Source organism: Polyangiaceae bacterium (genome assembly GCA_015075635.1).
In the GTDB taxonomy this organism is placed as follows: domain Bacteria; phylum Myxococcota_A; class Polyangia; order Polyangiales; family Polyangiaceae; genus JADJKB01.
Genome location: JABTUA010000003.1, coordinates 838,526 through 852,784 on the forward strand (window position 1 = coordinate 838,526; position 14,259 = coordinate 852,784).

Genomic DNA, 14,259 nt, shown 5'->3' on the forward strand with positions numbered 1-14,259 from the left:
GCGATGATTCGAGGTCGCTTCGCCGCCGTGTTGTTTTTGGGCACGATCGCCTTCGCGGGCTCCGCGCTGGCGGCGCCGCAGTACGCGCGCCTCTCGTACACCGCGGATCCGCAGAACAGCGTGGCGGTGGCCTGGAACACCACCGCGAACACCAGCGGCGAGGTCCAGTACGGCACCGCCTCGGGCAGCTACACCAAGACGGTGACGGCCAAGACGACCCAGGCCAACGCGGGTCTCGGTTACATCCACGAGGCGGAGCTCACCGGCCTCACGCCCAACACCAAGTACTATTACATCGCGGGCGCCACGGCGGACGGCTTCACGGGCGAGGCGAGCTTCACGACCGGGCCCGTTCCCGACCCGAGCTGCGGCAGCGTCAAGTTCTCGTTCCTCGCCGACAACCGCCCCGACCCGATCTTCGGCGGCGGCGAGAACTGGCCGCAGATCATGGGCCAGGCCGCGAATCACAAGCCGGCTTTCATGCTCAACGGCGGGGACCTGGTGATCGACGGCGACAAGATCGATCAATGGCTCAAGCTCCTGGGCTGGACCTCTCCGGTCGCCAAGAGCATCCCGTTCATGCCCGCGATGGGCAACCACGACACCGGGCCCGGCGCGGGAGACGGCGCGAACTACAACCAGATCTTCGCGCTGCCGCGCTCCACCGGCCCGAACGGCAGCAACACCGAGGACTACTACTACTTCACCTACGCCAACGCGATCTTCGTCTCGCTGAACACGGAGAACCACAAGACCGGCAGCATCCCGTTCGCCGATCAGGCGGCGTGGCTCGATGGCGTGCTGACCGCCAACCCCAAGAAGTGGAAGTTCGTGTACTTCCACAAGCCCGTCTACACCACGGGCACGGCCGTCTCTCACCCGCCCAACGAAGAGAAGCAGAACGCGGCCTTCGTGCCGGTGTTCGACAAGCACCACGTGGACGTCGTCTTCCAGAGCCACAACCACTGGTACGAGCGCTTCGAGCCGAGCGCCTGCGCGACCAAGGGCAACCCGGGCTCGTCGAACCCGTGCTCCGTGGGTGCCACGAACTTCGCGCAAGGCACGGTCTACATCGTGAGCGGCGGCGCGGGCGCGTTCACCGTCCCGGCGTTCCTGTGCGGCAACACGGCGGGGCGGGCCAAGTGCCTCGACCCGCACCACTACGTGCTGGTCGACATCAAGAACGAGACGATGAAGGTCGAGACCTGGGGGGCGTTCCCGCAGGCGAACCAGGTCATCGACACGATCACCGTGACCAAGGTCCCCGATCCGCTGTGCGGCACGCCGCCGGATGCGGGGGTGGACTCCGGGAGCGGCGGCGCTGCCGGCGGCGGCGGCTCCGCCGGGGCGAGCGGCAGCGCTGGCTCGGCCGGCAGCGCGCCGGACGCCTCCGTCGGCGGGGCGTCGAGCGGCGGCGGCGCGGGCGTGTCGAGCGGCGGGGCGTCGAGCGGCGGGGCGTCGAGCGGCGGGGCGTCGAGCGGCGGGGCGTCGAGCGGCGGCGCGAAGTCCGGCGACTCCGGTGACGACGGCGGCTGCGGCTGTCGCACCGCCGGCTCGGCGTCGGGGCCCGCGGCGCTCCTCTTGCTCTCGGGCCTCGGGCTAGCGCTGGCTCGACGGCGCCGGCGCGACTGAGTCGTCGGTCCGGACGACGAGGCGCTCGAGCAGCGCGTAGTCGGTCTGCTTCACCTCGCGCTCCCTGAGCTCCTTGGCCAGGCGTTCCATCTCCTCGGCGGCGCGGGTCCGCCGGATCACCACCCGGTACCCGGAGAGATCGCCACTGCACGCCGGGGCTCCGGCATCCGCCGGCTCCCCGCCCGAGCTCTTGCAGTACGCCTCGAGGTCGGCCCGGCTGAGCTTCGCGTCGAAGCTGCGCTCGAGCTCGGCCTTCAGGGCCTGAGCCAGCGCAGCGCGGATCTTTGCCGCCACCTCTGCCTTGCCGAGCGCTCCCTTCTGCTTGCCCTCTTCGGCGAACAGCAGATCGAGCACCAGGCGCTTCTCGAGAAGCCCTCGGCGGACCTCGCCGGCGGTCTTGCCGTAGGTCTCACGCTCGAACTCGTGCAGGCGGCCGAGCAGGAAGCGAAGCTCACTGGCCCGCGCTTCGCTCTCGCCGACCCGAACCACCACCGGATCCGGACCGGCGTCAGTGGCCTGCGAGTCCGCCCCGAGGCTCAGCACGAGCGCGGCGACGGGGAGGAGGCTCCGGGAGCGCATGGCGCTCAGGGTATCAGAGCGAGCGCCGCCGGCGACCGAGCGCGAGAGCCAGCGCGAACGCCAGCGCGGCCGAGCCTCCGGCGCGACGCCCCGGCGTGGAGCACCCGCAGCCGCTCTCCTCCTCCGTCTCGGCGCCGGCGCTCCCGCCGCCGCCGCCGCCATCGATGGGCGCGATCCCCGAGTCCCCCCATTGTCCACCGCTACCGCCGCCGCCGCCGGCCCCCGCGTCGCTTCCGCCGGCCCCCGCGTCGCTGCCCGCATCGCTCGCACCCAGGCACGGGTTCGTGTCGCCCAGATCGAAGGCCTTCGCGATGAACACCGCCGCTTGAGCGCGGAGGATCTCGCTGTCGGGACAGAACTCGGTGGGCGAACAACCCGCGGTCACGCAGTTGGTCTTCAGCGCTTCCACGTGGCCGTAGGCGATGTGCGACGCCGGCACGTCGGTGAAGCTGGGCGTGGCTGGGGCGAGGAGCGCGAACCCAGCGCCTTTGGCGACGAAGACCGCCGCATGAGCGCGGGTGGCCGGTGCTTCGGGACAGAACATGCCGGCGCTGCAGCCGAGCGAGATCCCGGAGTCCGCGGCGGTCTCGATCTCCTTGAAGAACGGGTGCGTCGTCGGGACGTCCGAGAAGGTCGGCTGCGCCGGGGTCACCAGCGGGAGCTTGGCCGCGCGCACCACCAGCGTGACCAGCGCCGCCCGCGAGAGCTCACAAGTCGGACAGAACAGCAGGGGGTTCGCCTGACAGCCTTGGGTGACGCCCGCCGAGTACAGCGCTTCGGCCTCGACGGCGCCCGCGCTCCCCGGCGGCAGGTCCTTGAAGGTCGCGTTCTCGGCGCCGCTCACCGTTGCCGGGGTGCAAGGATCCAGGATCCCATCCGTCGGCGTCGCACCGGCGGACGCGGCGGCGGTCGACAGCCCGAGCGCCAGGGCCAGCGAGGGGAGCGGCTTGGGCATCGGTTCCCAGAGTATCAGGAGCCGAGCGGGCTGCACCCCCGCGCGCGCCCGGGTTTTCCGCAGCCGATCGGGGGTCCATTCAGGGCCCATCCCCGTGGTAGGCTGCGCGCCATGTTTCTCCGGCGCTCACTCTTCCCGCTCCTCTGCTCGGTGGCCGTCGCCGCGCCGCTCGCTGTCGGCGCGCTCGGCTGTGACAACAAGCCCCCGCCCAAGGTCGCCGCCGTCAAGGCCGGCGACATGCCCGAGGGTGGCGATTGGACCGGCGTCTACTACGACCAGACCAACGGCTACCTGCACGCAGTGAAAGAAGGCGACACGGTCAGCGCCAAGTGGCGCACTACTGCTGGCGACGCCTGGGGCGAGCTCAGCGGCAAGGTGACCGGCGATCTGCTCAAGTTCGAGTGGAAGGAACACCGCATCGGCATGGTGGGACCCACCGCCACGCGCAGCGGACGAGGCTACTTCAAGTACACCGTTCCGAAGGCCGACGAGGCGCACGTCATCAAGGGCGAGTGGGGGCTCGGCACGGACGAGACCGGTATGAAATGGGAGGGCGTGAAGCAGCTCAACCGCAAGCCCGATCCCAACTCCGTGATGCCGGACGAGATCGAAGGTCGCGGCCAGGGAGGGGGCTGGGACGACACTCCAGGCGGCAAGCCCGAGGGTGGCGGCAGCTCGGGCGGGGGCGAAGAGAAGAAAGACGACATGCCCCCCGCGGTCGAGTGAGCATGAGCAAGGAAGCAGCTTCGGGCCTCCAGTTCGAAGAACCTCCGATTTTCGAGCGCGGCGCGCCGGGGCGCAGCGGCGCCAGCCTGCCGGAGCTCGACGTGCCGGCCGTGGACGTCGCGCGGGTTCTGGGCGGGCTCGCGCGCAAGAATCCCGCCGGGTTGCCGGAGGTGAGCGAGCCCGAGGCCTTCCGCCATTTCGTGCGCCTCTCGCAGTGGAACTTCTCGATCGACACCCAGTTCTACCCGCTGGGCTCGTGCACGATGAAGTTCAACCCGAAGGTGAACGAGTGGGCGGCGAGGCTGGAAGGTTTCGCGCAGCTCCACCCGCACACCCCGGAGCACCTCGCCCAGGGGGCGCTCGAGCTCATGGTTCGGCTCCAGGACTTGCTCGCGGAAATCGCCGGGATGGACGGCGTGAACCTTCAGCCTGCTGCGGGTGCCCAAGGCGAGCTGACGGGCCTGATGATGATCCGCGCGTTCCACACCGCCGAGGGACGCGCGCCCAAGAAGGTCTTCATCCCCGACAGCGCGCACGGCACGAACCCCGCGAGCTCCACCCTGAACGGTTACGAGAGCGTGGCCTTCCCCGCCGGCAGCGCGGGGGTGGTCGAACCGGAGACGCTGGCGCGGGCGCTCGAGGCGGCGGGCGGCGACGTCGCCGGGCTGATGCTCACCAACCCGAACACGCTCGGCTTGTACGAGAGCGCGATGCCGAAGCTCACCGCTCTGGTTCACGACAAGGGCGGGCTCGTCTACGGCGACGGAGCGAACATGAACGCCGTGCTCGGCCGCGCACGCCCGGGGGACATCGGCGTGGACGTGATGCAGTACAACCTGCACAAGACCTTCACCACGCCGCACGGTGGCGGCGGACCGGGCTCGGGCCCGGTGGCGTTCAAGCAGAAGCTCGCGCCTTTCCAGCCGTCGCCGGTGGTGCTGCGTCGAGGGGAGAGCTACGGCGTCGAGTGGGACCGCCCCCAGAGCATCGGTCGAGTGCGCTCCTTCTTCGGCAACTTCGGCATGATGGTCCGCGCCTACGCCTATATTCGAGAGCTCGGCGCGTCGGGGCTCGCCGGTGTCAGCGACATGGCGGTGCTGAACGCCAACTACGTCGCGGCGCGCCTCGCCAGCGTGTTGCCGATTGCGTTCCCGACGCCGCCGCTCCACGAGGCGGTGTTCACCGACAGGGAGCTGGAAGCCGAGACCGGCGTGAAGACCCTCGATCTGGCCAAGCGCCTCATCGACTACGGGTTTCACCCGCCCACCGTCTACTTTCCCCTGGTCGTGCGCGGCGCGCTGATGGTCGAGCCCACGGAGACCGAGACCAAGCAGACCCTGGACTCGTTCGCCGACGCGGTCGCGGCCATCGTGCGCGAGGCGAAGGAGACGCCCGAGCTGGTGAAGAGCGCGCCGCACGACACCCGGCATCGACGCCTGGACGAGGCCCGCGCCGCGCGCCAGCCGCGCTTGCGCTGGACCAAGCAGGACTAGGCGCCGTGACCGCGCCGTGGAGCTCGCTGGCGCTGGCTCTGGCCTGTTCGGCCGTCGCCTGCGCCAAGGCCCAGACCGCGCGCCCCTGTCCAGAGGCGCGCGACACGCGCTGCATGACGCGGGTCAGCTGCTCCTACGACGAGGCGCGGGACTGCGAGGTCTGCCACTGCTCGCCGCCGACGCCGGAGCCCGTGCAGTCGTCCAAGTAGGGGAGAGGCTCAGCCCCGGCGCACGGCCTCGATCGCGTCGAGTAGGGCTTCGAGCGTGAACGGCTTGGGCAAGAACACGACCCGGGGTCGTTCTCGGAGCTCGGCGGCGACGTCGTCTGCCGAGTAGCCGCTCGCCAGGACCACGGGCAGGCCAGGCGCGATCTGCTCGAGCTCTCGGAGCACCTCGACGCCCGACAGGTCCCCCATGGTCAGGTCGAGGATCACCACCTCGATCCGCGCTCGCTCTGCCCGGAGCGTTGCCAGGCCGGATCTGCCGTCCTCGGCGGTGAGCACCCGGAAGCCGGACTGCTCGAGCAGGCGTCGACTCACGTTGCGGATGGCGGGCTCGTCGTCCACGACCAGCACCGTTGCGCCGTCCCCTTGGGCCGAGGGCGTGGGGGTGGCGCGGTCCCGTGGCTCGGCGCGGGCGGCGGTGCGAGGGAAGTGGACTCGGAACGTGGTGCCTCGCCCCGGCGAGCTCTCGAGCTCGATGGCGCCCCGATGCCCCCGCACGATGCCCAACGTCGCGGCCAGGCCGAGCCCGCGTCCGGTCGCCTTGGTGGTGAAGAACGGGTCGAAGACGCGCCGCTTGGTCTGCTCGTCCATGCCGCGCCCGGTGTCCGTCACCTCCAGGAAGACGTACTCGCCGGCAGGCAGGTCGTCGTCGACGTAGGTTCGGGCCAGCTCCGCGCGGCCGAGCTGTCGCACGCCAGTGCGCACGTGCACCGCGCCCACTCGGTCCAAGGCGTCGGAGGCGTTCAAGATCAGGTTCATCACGACCTGGTGAATCTGCGCCGGGTCGGCCTCGATGGGCGGCACGTCCGCGAGCTCCAGGCCCAGGGTGGCGCGCTTCGAGACCACCGTGGACAAGAGCTCCGCCATCTCCCGCACAGCTGCCGAGAGGCTGAGCGGCTTCCGATCCACGCTGCCGCGGCCCGCGTAGGTGAGCATCTGCCGGGTCAGCTCGGCAGCGCGCTGAGCGGCGGTCTCCACGGCGTTCAGGCACTCGAGGGCGTCGCCGCCCGCGTCGAGCTCGAGCCGAGCCAGGCGGGCGTTGCCCAGGATGGCCGCCAGCAAGTTGTTGAAGTCGTGCGCCACCCCGCCGGCCATCAAGCCCAGGCTCTCCAGCTTCTGCGCGTGTCGCATCTGCTCTTCGAGCGAGCGCACGCGCTCTTCGGCGCGCCTGCGCTCGCTGACGTCGAGGAAGGTGACCACCGCGCTCGAGACCTGGCCGCTCTGGAGGTCTTTGACCGGCACGGCGCGGAAGACAGCCCACGAGACCTCTCCGTCCGGGCGCTTCACGCCGATGGTGTGCGGCGGCGGCTGCTCTCCGGTGACCAACGCCTGGGTCACGGGGTAGTGCTCCGCCGGACAGTGAGTGCCGTCCTCGTGGATGGTCTCCGGATCGAAGTCCCGGGTATAGCGCTGCGCCAGCTCGTCCTGAGAGAGCCCGAGCACGCGCAGCGCCTCGGCGTTGGCGTGGGTGATCGCGCCGTCCGCTCGGACGTTGACGACGCCGCCGGGGATCGCCTCCAAGATGCGGCGGTTCAGCTCGAGCGCGGCCTGGAGCGCCAGCTCCTTCTCGTGCAGGTCGGTCACGTCCACCGATAGGCCACGCAACACCGGGCCGTCGAGCATCGCGGAGAGCAGGAGTTGCCGGATCACCCCGTCTTTGGCGCGCAAGGTCACGCCGAATGCGCTCACCGAGCCGGTCTCTGCGAGCTCGGTCAGGAGACGCTGGCGTTGCCCCGGGTCGACGTAGAAATCGAGGATGTTCTCGCCAATCAGCGCGTCCGGTTGGTCGAACCCCGCGGCGCGGGCCAGGGCGGCGTTGGCGAAGCGGATCGTGCCGTCGAGCTGCACCTCGAACACGCCGACGGGCCCCTGCTCGAGGATGCCCGCATAGCGCCGCGCGACCGCGACCAGCTCGTCGTCCCCATCCCGGCTCAAGGCATCCTCCGACCTCAAGCTACACGGACTTCGGCGGAGAGGGCGGGATTCGAACCCGCGGTACCCTTACGGGTACACATGATTTCCAATCATGCACCTTCGGCCTCTCGGTCACCTCTCCAGGTGGGGACCCCCGAGCGCTTGCGCTCAGGAGTCCGAGCCGTCGAGCTCGACCGGGTTCACCCGTTTGGTTGACCGATCGAGACGACGACCCAGGCTCGCAGCGGAGAGAGTGGGATTCGAACCCACGGTACCCGTCAGGGTACGCCTGATTTCGAATCAGGTACCTTCGGCCGCTCGGTCATCTCTCCGCGGCGGACTCTGGCAGCCGATTTCCCGTCTGTCAACGTCGTCCGGGTGGGGCCGGTGGCCCGGGCTTTCGCCGAGGAAAACGCCAGTTTCGCGCCGCCCGCTTCGCCCGCGCGGCGCGCCGTTCTATGCCTCGAACGTGGTGCGTCCCCGCCGGACCTACAAGAAGAGCGAGGCCAGCCGACAGCAGGTGCTCGACGCCGCGATCCGCGCGCTCGCGGAGCACGGCTACGCCCGGACCAGCGTGAGCGACATCGCCGAGGCGGCCGGCATGAGCAAGGGCGCGGTCCACTACCACTTCGAGAGCAAGGACGACCTGATCGCGCAGGTGCTGGTGCGCTGCGCGGAGGTGATGCGTGAGCGAGTGAGGGCGGCGTGGGACGCGCCCGGCGAGCCCGCGGAGAAGATCCGGCGGGCGCTCCGAGAGATGCGCGCCGCGCGCACTGGGGGCAGCGCCGAGCTGCGCGTGCTCGCGGATCTGATGGCGCAGGGCATCTACGAGCCCAAACTCAGGAAGGCCCTCTCCGCCATGTTCGAAGCCAACCGGGAAGAGGTGCACAGACACCTCGAGCAGAGCTTCCGAGAGCTCTCCCTCGTTCCGCGGGTGCCCCTGCACGTGATGCCGCGACTGGTGATTGGCATCCTCGACGGGCTGGCGCTCCACGACTTCTTCGACCCGATGAGCCCCGACGACGAGGACGTCCTGCAAGCGGCCCTCGAAACCATCGCCCTGTCGCTGATCCAGGTGTGACGGCCTCCCGGGCGCAGCTGCGCCCGCGGCTTTTCCTCGCCAGCCGCCGGCGAGCCGAGATTTTCCCGTGGATTTTGCCCCATTGACACGGCGCGCCATCGTGCTTAAAAACAATCCAACCGGCCAGTTTTTATTGGAGGCCCCATGTTCGACGCCATCTTCTCCAGCTTTGGCCCCCTCGGTTCGGCGCTCGCGCTGCTCGCCATCGTCGCGCCCGTGTTCGCCATTGCCGCGGTCGAGACGCTGCGCCTGGCGCGCCCCACCTGGCCCGGCTCGCTGCTGGAGCGAGCTGGGGGCCTCGGTCGGCTCCGTCCGTGGATTGCCGGCTCGAGCGAGCGAGGCGATAGTCCCAGGTCTGATGCGTGGCGCGGTCCCTCGGGTGTTTCTGTTCGCGTTCGGTCTGTCTGGGGCCGCTTGGGCGCAGGTGCCGCCGCCCAACGTCGCTCCCGGTAGCCCGCTGCCGCCAGCCGAAGCGCCGCCCGCGGAGGAGAAGAAACCCGAGGCGGATGCTGCTCCGCCCCCCGGCGCGCCCGCACCCGGCGCTCCGGCGCCCGCACCCGGCGCTCCCCCACCCGCTGAGCCTGCGCCCGAGGCTGCGCCGCCTCCCGCTGAAGCTCCGCCGCCTGCGCCGCCTCCACCCTTGGCGCCCGCGCCGGTGATCATTCCGCCCGTGATGCCCGCGTACCCACCTGGGACGATGGACGCGGCTCCGCCGAAGAAGTCCGCACCGCCGCCGCCGGAGACGACGCTCGGCTTCGAGCTCGCCGGCGGCGTGGTCGGACGTCTGGGCGGCAGCAGCGACTTCGACCTGAACCGCGAGGAGTCCGGAGGCTTCGTGTTCGGACCCAGCGTGTGGCTCGCGCCGAGCCGGCTCTGGTCCGTGGGCCTCGGCTACGAGCGCACCGGCCTGGGAGTGGACCGCTCTGCACCGGGCGAGAACAGCGTGGACGTGAAGCGTGACCTCGACGCGCTCTGGCTCCGAGGGCGCGCCTATCCGTGGCGCACGGACTCCGTCGGGCTGTTCGTCGGGCTCGGGCTCGGGGCCTCGTGGCAGCACGTCGAGGGGACCGGCACCCGGGACAGCGGCGGGTTCGTGCGCCCGCCCGAGCCGTTCTCTTGCAGCGGCAGCGACGGGCCCGGATTCGCCCTCGGCGGCGGTCTCGGGCTCGACGTGGAGATGTCGCCGAGCTTCGCCTTCATCACCGGCCTGAACGCCGCAGCGCACCGCCAGACCGGCGACGTCGTCGAGAGCTGCGCGCCTGGCTCGGGGTCCATCACCTCGCTCGGCGCGCAGATCGGCTTTACGTACCGACTCGACCTGGACGAGAGCGACCGCGGGCGGGCCAAGCGCGGGTCGCGGTCGCTCGCCAAGAGGTGAGCTAGGCCCGGTAGTTCGGCGCTTCTTCCGTGATGATCACGTCGTGGACGTGGCTCTCCTTGAGCCCGGCGCCGGTGATGCGGATGAACTTGGCGTTCTTCCTGAGCTCGGCCACGGTACGCGAGCCGGTGTAGCCCATGCCGGAGCGCAGCCCGCCGACCAGCTGATCGATGACGGAGCGTAGCGAGCCTCGGTGCGGCACGCGGCCCTCGATGCCCTCGGGGACCAGCTTCTCGTCCGCTGTGCCGGCCTGGCCGTAGCGATCCTTGCTGCCGCGCTTCATGGCGCCGAGCGAGCCCATGCCGCGGTACACCTTGTAGCTGCGGCCTTGGTACAGGACCATCTCGCCGGGTGACTCGTCGGTGCCCGCGAACAGCGAGCCGATCATCACCGACGAGGCACCGGCGGCGATGGCCTTGGTCACGTCGCCCGAGAACTTCACCCCACCGTCGGCGATGACGGGGACGTCGTGCCGATCGGCGACACGCACGCAGTCCGCGATGGCCGTCACCTGGGGCACGCCGATGCCGGCGATGATCCGGGTGGTGCAGATGCTACCGGGGCCGATCCCCACCTTCACCGCGTCCACGCCGGCCTCGATTAGCGCTTCCGTGGCCTCCGCCGTGGCGATGTTCCCCGCTACGAGCTGCACGTTCGGGTGTCGCTTCTTGAAGGCGCGCGCGGCGTCGATCACGCCCTTCGTGTGCCCGTGCGCGGTGTCGACGACGACCAGATCTGCGCCCGCCTCGACCAACAGGTCGGCGCGCTCCACGGCCTCGGGTCCGGGGCCGATGGCCGCCCCGACGCGCAGGCGCCCGCGCTCGTCCTTCACGGCGCTCGGGTTGCGCTCGGCCTGGAGCAGGTCCTTGATGGTGATGAGCCCCACCAGCTTCTTGCCCTCGACCACCAGGAGCTTCTCGATGCGGTGCTTGTGCAAGAGCTGGCGGGCAGCGTCGTTGCTCACGCCCGCCTTCACCGTGACGAGCTCGGTGGTCATCAGCGCGCTGACCGGCTGATCGAGGTTCTTCTCGAAGCGGATGTCGCGGGCGGTCAGGATGCCGACCGGCGTGTCGCCCTCCACCACCGGCACGCCGGAGATGTCGTTGTCGTGCATGACGGCCAGCGCTTCGCGCAGCGACTGAGACGGGTGCACGGTGACCGGATCGGTGATGATGCCGCTCTCGGCGCGCTTGACTCGGTCCACCTCCGCGGCCTGGTCACGCGGCGGCAGGTTCTTGTGGATGATGCCGATGCCCCCTTCGCGCGCGATGGTCACCGCGGCGCGGGCCTCGGTCACCGAATCCATCGCCGCGCTGACCAGCGGGATGTTCAGCTCGATGCCGCGCGTCACGCGCGTCTTCACGTCCACCTGGGCCGGCAGCACGTCGCTGTACGCCGGCACGAGCATGACGTCGTCGAACGTCAGGCACTCTCGGAGCTCACCGTCAAGCATGCGGCAGCATACCCTCCGGGGCGGCGCCTCGGAAGGGCGGCGCCGGGCCCGGCGGGCCGGGAAGCTCAGGGTTCTTGCGCGGCCGCCTGGGCCCTGTACATTTCAGCTGCCTCCCGGGAGCCACACATGAAGCGCACCGCCTGCGTGTTGGGGATCGTCTGGTTCAGCGTGGGCTGCGGTAGCGGAGAACGCTACGACGTGCCCGAGACCCGCACCGCCGTGGGGCGCGTCATCGACGGTCAGGTCGACGAGACCGACAAGGCCGCGATCGGTCTGGCCATCAACATCTTCAACGCCTACTTCATGGGGCACTGCAGCGGCACGTTGATCGCTCCAAACCTGGTCTTGACCGCTCGACATTGCGTGGCGCTCACCTCGGGCGGCGGGCCGCAAGGCAGCGTGATCTGCGGGCAGACGAACTTCTCCAACACCGGCACCGGATCCATCTTCCGCATCACGACCGAGACGGTGCGCCCCGAGCAGGACGGGCCGGAGTTCTACAAGGGGACTGGCACGGTCGTCGTGCCCAAGGAGTCGACCGACATCTGCGGCAACGACGTCGCGCTGATCATGCTCGAGGGTGCGGGCATCCCGGCTAGCGTCACCAAGCCCATCATTCCCCGCATCGACTCGCGCCCCGAGCCCGGCGAGAAGTACGCGGCCGTCGGCTACGGGCTCACCGATCCCAGCGACCAGAGCTCGAGCGGCACGCGCATGCGGCGCGACGGCCTCGAGGTGAATTGCGTCGGCACCGACTGCGCGGGCTACAGCCTGGCCACCGAGTGGATCGGCGGGGAGGGCACCTGTCCCGGTGACTCCGGCGGGCCGGCGCTCGACGACAAGGGCCGCGTGATGGGCGTGCTGTCGCGCGGGCCGCAACCCTGCGGCAACGCGACCTACGGCGACGTCAGTCAGTGGAAGGACATGATCATCGCGGCGGCCTTGGATGCCGCCGCGCAGGGGGGCTACGAGCCGCCGTTCTGGGCCACCACCGGATCGAGCTGGCCGCCTCCGGCGGAGCCGGATGGAGGCGCGGAGGTCGATGCCGGAACCAACCCTGCCGGGCAGGCGTGCAGCGCCACGGCGCCGTGCACGGGCGGTTACCTGTGTTACTCGGCCAGCGGCGGCGACAGCGGTTTGTGCGTGGCGCCCTGCGACCCCGCCGCGCCGGCCTGCGGCGCCGGGTCGAGCTGCGACGCGAACCTGAAGGCCTGCGTTCCCCAGTCGAATCCGGCGACGAACGCCGACTCCGGGGACAGCGGCGGCTGCGCCGCGAGCGGACCCGCGAAGCCCGTGCCTTGGGTGTTCGGCGCGCTCGCCCTGGGCTGGCTCGCTGCCCGCCGCCGGCGCCGGGGCTAGGCTAGACTCCTCTGCCTTGAGCGCTCGAGGACACGCGGACCACGACGACCATGGCCACGGTCACGGCCATGGCCACGAGCACTGGTCCACGCCGTCGCGCGCGCTCGGCCTCGCCCTGGGTCTGACCGCCAGCTTCATGCTGGTCGAGCTCGTCGGCGGGCTGGTGAGCGGCAGCCTCGCGCTGCTCGCCGACGCCGGTCACATGCTGGCCGACGCCGGCGCGCTGGCGCTGGCCCTGGCCGCGCAGCGCTGGGCGGCGCGCCCTCGGACGGAGCGCTCCACCTTCGGCCTGCGTCGCGCCGAGGTGCTCGCCGCGTTCGTCAACGGCATCGCGCTCGCGGTCACGGCGCTCTGGGTCGTCAAGGAGGCCGTCGAACGCTGGTTCGCCCCGTCCGAGATCCGCGCCGACGTGATGCTGGCGATCGCCGGGGCCGGCCTGGTGGTGAACCTGATCGTGGCGGGCATCCTGATGCGCGCACAGCGCGAGAGCCTCAACGTGCGGGCGGCTTTCGCGCACGTTGCCACCGACGCTCTGGGCTCGGTGGCCGCGCTGATCGCCGGCGCGGCGGTGCTCCTCTTCGGGATGAAGCGCGCGGACCCGGCGCTGTCGGTGCTGATCGCGGCGCTAGTGGCTTACAGCGGATGGCGCGTGCTACGGGAGACGACGACCATCCTGCTCGAGGCCACGCCCACGCACCTGGACGTCCCGGCGATCGAGGCAGCCATCCGAGCTTGCCCCGGGGTGGGCGAGCTCCACGACCTGCACGTCTGGCGCATCTCGGACCGCTTCGACGCGCTGACCGTGCACGTCACGCTCGAGCGTGGCTCGCATGGCGTCGAGGTGTGTCGGGCGGTGGCGGACAAGCTCCGCGCGGAGTTCGGGCTCGAGCACGTCACGATTCAGCCCGAAGCGCCGCCGCCGGAAGCGGTGGTCAGCGTGCGCGCGAGCCGCCACGGCGCGCCCATCACCAAGGGTGGCTGAGCCGGCGAAGCGCTCGGGAAATTCCGGCGTTTCCCCCTCCCCACCCGGCCCCGGCCCCATGGTACCGTAGCGGTCCGATGCTGAAGACGGATGAGGATCTCGAGGGGCTTCTGACCAGGCTCGAACGGCACTACGAGCGGCTCGAAAACGGGACCTTCCTGGTGGCCGTGGGCTCCAACCTGGCGCCCGTCGCGCTGCGCGTCGCGACGCCCGTGCTCGTGGCGCAAGTCGCAATCGGCGAGTCACCGAGCGGCGACCCAGCGCTGGAGGCGCAGGTGTTCCGCAAGCTCTTGCAGCTAAACGCCACCGACCTCTTGCACGCGGCCTACGCGCTGGAAGACGGGCGCATCGTGCTGATCGCGGCGCTGGAGCTCGAAAACCTCGACCACAACGAGCTCGAAGCCGTGCTCGCGGACATGGGCATGGCGCAGTCGAAACACGTCGGCATGTTGCGCGAACTGATGAAGAAGTAGGCCTCGCTGG

13 protein-coding genes and 2 tRNA genes are annotated in these 14,259 nt (G+C 70.4%); 9 read left to right on the forward strand and 6 right to left on the reverse strand.

Translation table 11 applies throughout. The annotated features are described in order from the left end of the window. Window positions 1-3 precede the first annotated feature (3 nt). Window positions 4-1,632 (forward strand): metallophosphoesterase family protein, encoded by a 1,629-nt coding sequence (locus HS104_34365; GenBank protein MBE7485041.1) that lies wholly within the window; start codon window positions 4-6, stop codon window positions 1,630-1,632. Here the strand turns inward: HS104_34365 and HS104_34370 are convergent. Continuing rightward, entirely contained in the window at window positions 1,600-2,211 is a 612-nt protein-coding gene (locus HS104_34370; protein MBE7485042.1) for a hypothetical protein, read from the reverse strand. The two genes, HS104_34365 and HS104_34370, sit on opposite strands and share 33 nt — an antisense overlap. Before the next feature lie 13 nt (window positions 2,212-2,224). Next, a complete protein-coding gene (locus tag HS104_34375; GenBank protein MBE7485043.1) occupies window positions 2,225-3,166 on the reverse strand; it encodes an S-layer homology domain-containing protein in 942 nt (313 codons plus the stop codon). Window positions 3,167-3,277: 111 nt separating this feature from the next. Here HS104_34375 and HS104_34380 point away from each other — a divergent pair, with 111 nt between their 5' ends. From HS104_34380 to HS104_34390, 3 genes are read left to right on the forward strand one after another with little or no spacing between them, the layout of a single operon-like run. After that, the gene (locus HS104_34380; protein MBE7485044.1) at window positions 3,278-3,892 is read left to right on the forward strand and encodes a hypothetical protein; all 615 of its coding nucleotides are present in this window, start codon (window positions 3,278-3,280) and stop codon (window positions 3,890-3,892) included. Between the two features lie 2 nt (window positions 3,893-3,894). After that, on the forward strand, window positions 3,895-5,385 hold the full coding sequence (gene gcvPB / locus HS104_34385; protein MBE7485045.1) for an aminomethyl-transferring glycine dehydrogenase subunit GcvPB: 1,491 nt from the start codon (window positions 3,895-3,897) through the stop codon (window positions 5,383-5,385). Between the two features lie 5 nt (window positions 5,386-5,390). Continuing rightward, window positions 5,391-5,594, forward strand: a complete 204-nt coding sequence (locus HS104_34390) for a hypothetical protein (protein ID MBE7485046.1) — start codon at window positions 5,391-5,393, stop codon at window positions 5,592-5,594. A gap of 9 nt (window positions 5,595-5,603) precedes the next feature. Here the strand turns inward: HS104_34390 and HS104_34395 are convergent, their stop codons facing one another. The 3 genes from HS104_34395 to HS104_34405 all read right to left on the reverse strand — a co-directional run bounded on the left by HS104_34395 (window position 5,604) and on the right by HS104_34405 (window position 7,855). Next, on the reverse strand, window positions 5,604-7,544 hold the full coding sequence (locus HS104_34395) for a PAS domain-containing protein (GenBank protein MBE7485047.1): 1,941 nt from the start codon (window positions 7,542-7,544) through the stop codon (window positions 5,604-5,606). Between the two features lie 34 nt (window positions 7,545-7,578). After that, window positions 7,579-7,665, reverse strand: a tRNA-Ser gene (locus tag HS104_34400). A gap of 103 nt (window positions 7,666-7,768) precedes the next feature. After that, window positions 7,769-7,855: transfer RNA gene (locus HS104_34405), tRNA-Ser, on the reverse strand. 137 nt (window positions 7,856-7,992) lie between these two features. Between HS104_34405 and HS104_34410 the strand changes: the two genes are divergently transcribed. Together HS104_34410 and HS104_34415 are read left to right on the forward strand one after the other, a co-directional pair. Beyond that, window positions 7,993-8,604 (forward strand): TetR/AcrR family transcriptional regulator, encoded by a 612-nt coding sequence (locus HS104_34410; protein MBE7485048.1) that lies wholly within the window; start codon window positions 7,993-7,995, stop codon window positions 8,602-8,604. A 358-nt stretch (window positions 8,605-8,962) separates the two neighbouring features. Continuing rightward, a complete protein-coding gene (locus HS104_34415; GenBank protein ID MBE7485049.1) occupies window positions 8,963-9,982 on the forward strand; it encodes a hypothetical protein in 1,020 nt (339 codons plus the stop codon). Window position 9,983: 1 nt separating this feature from the next. On the opposite strand, the gene guaB is transcribed toward HS104_34415, so the two are convergent. After that, window positions 9,984-11,435 (reverse strand): IMP dehydrogenase, encoded by a 1,452-nt coding sequence (gene guaB / locus HS104_34420; GenBank protein ID MBE7485050.1) that lies wholly within the window; start codon window positions 11,433-11,435, stop codon window positions 9,984-9,986. 126 nt (window positions 11,436-11,561) lie between these two features. Between guaB and HS104_34425 the strand changes: the two genes are divergently transcribed. The 3 genes from HS104_34425 (at window position 11,562) to HS104_34435 (ending at window position 14,249) form a co-directional block, all read left to right on the forward strand. After that, window positions 11,562-12,794 (forward strand): S1 family peptidase, encoded by a 1,233-nt coding sequence (locus tag HS104_34425; GenBank protein MBE7485051.1) that lies wholly within the window; start codon window positions 11,562-11,564, stop codon window positions 12,792-12,794. 16 nt (window positions 12,795-12,810) lie between these two features. After that, window positions 12,811-13,776 carry a cation transporter gene (locus HS104_34430; protein ID MBE7485052.1) on the forward strand — a complete coding sequence of 322 codons (966 nt, stop codon included), beginning with the start codon at window positions 12,811-12,813 and terminating at the stop codon, window positions 13,774-13,776. Between the two features lie 77 nt (window positions 13,777-13,853). After that, window positions 13,854-14,249: a CesT family type III secretion system chaperone gene (locus HS104_34435; protein ID MBE7485053.1), complete on the forward strand. Its 396-nt coding sequence runs from the start codon at window positions 13,854-13,856 to the stop codon at window positions 14,247-14,249. Window positions 14,250-14,259: the final 10 nt, after the last annotated feature.

Coding starts and splice junctions, on each gene's coding strand:
- HS104_34365 (MBE7485041.1), top strand. CDS start 4: ATGATTCGAGGTCGCTTCGCCGCCGTGTTGTTTTTGGGCACGATCGCC.
- HS104_34370 (MBE7485042.1), bottom strand. CDS start 2,211: ATGCGCTCCCGGAGCCTCCTCCCCGTCGCCGCGCTCGTGCTGAGCCTC.
- HS104_34375 (MBE7485043.1), bottom strand. CDS start 3,166: ATGCCCAAGCCGCTCCCCTCGCTGGCCCTGGCGCTCGGGCTGTCGACC.
- HS104_34380 (MBE7485044.1), top strand. CDS start 3,278: ATGTTTCTCCGGCGCTCACTCTTCCCGCTCCTCTGCTCGGTGGCCGTC.
- gcvPB (MBE7485045.1), top strand. CDS start 3,895: ATGAGCAAGGAAGCAGCTTCGGGCCTCCAGTTCGAAGAACCTCCGATT.
- HS104_34415 (MBE7485049.1), top strand. CDS start 8,963: ATGCGTGGCGCGGTCCCTCGGGTGTTTCTGTTCGCGTTCGGTCTGTCT.
- guaB (MBE7485050.1), bottom strand. CDS start 11,435: ATGCTTGACGGTGAGCTCCGAGAGTGCCTGACGTTCGACGACGTCATG.
- HS104_34425 (MBE7485051.1), top strand. CDS start 11,562: ATGAAGCGCACCGCCTGCGTGTTGGGGATCGTCTGGTTCAGCGTGGGC.
- HS104_34435 (MBE7485053.1), top strand. CDS start 13,854: ATGCTGAAGACGGATGAGGATCTCGAGGGGCTTCTGACCAGGCTCGAA.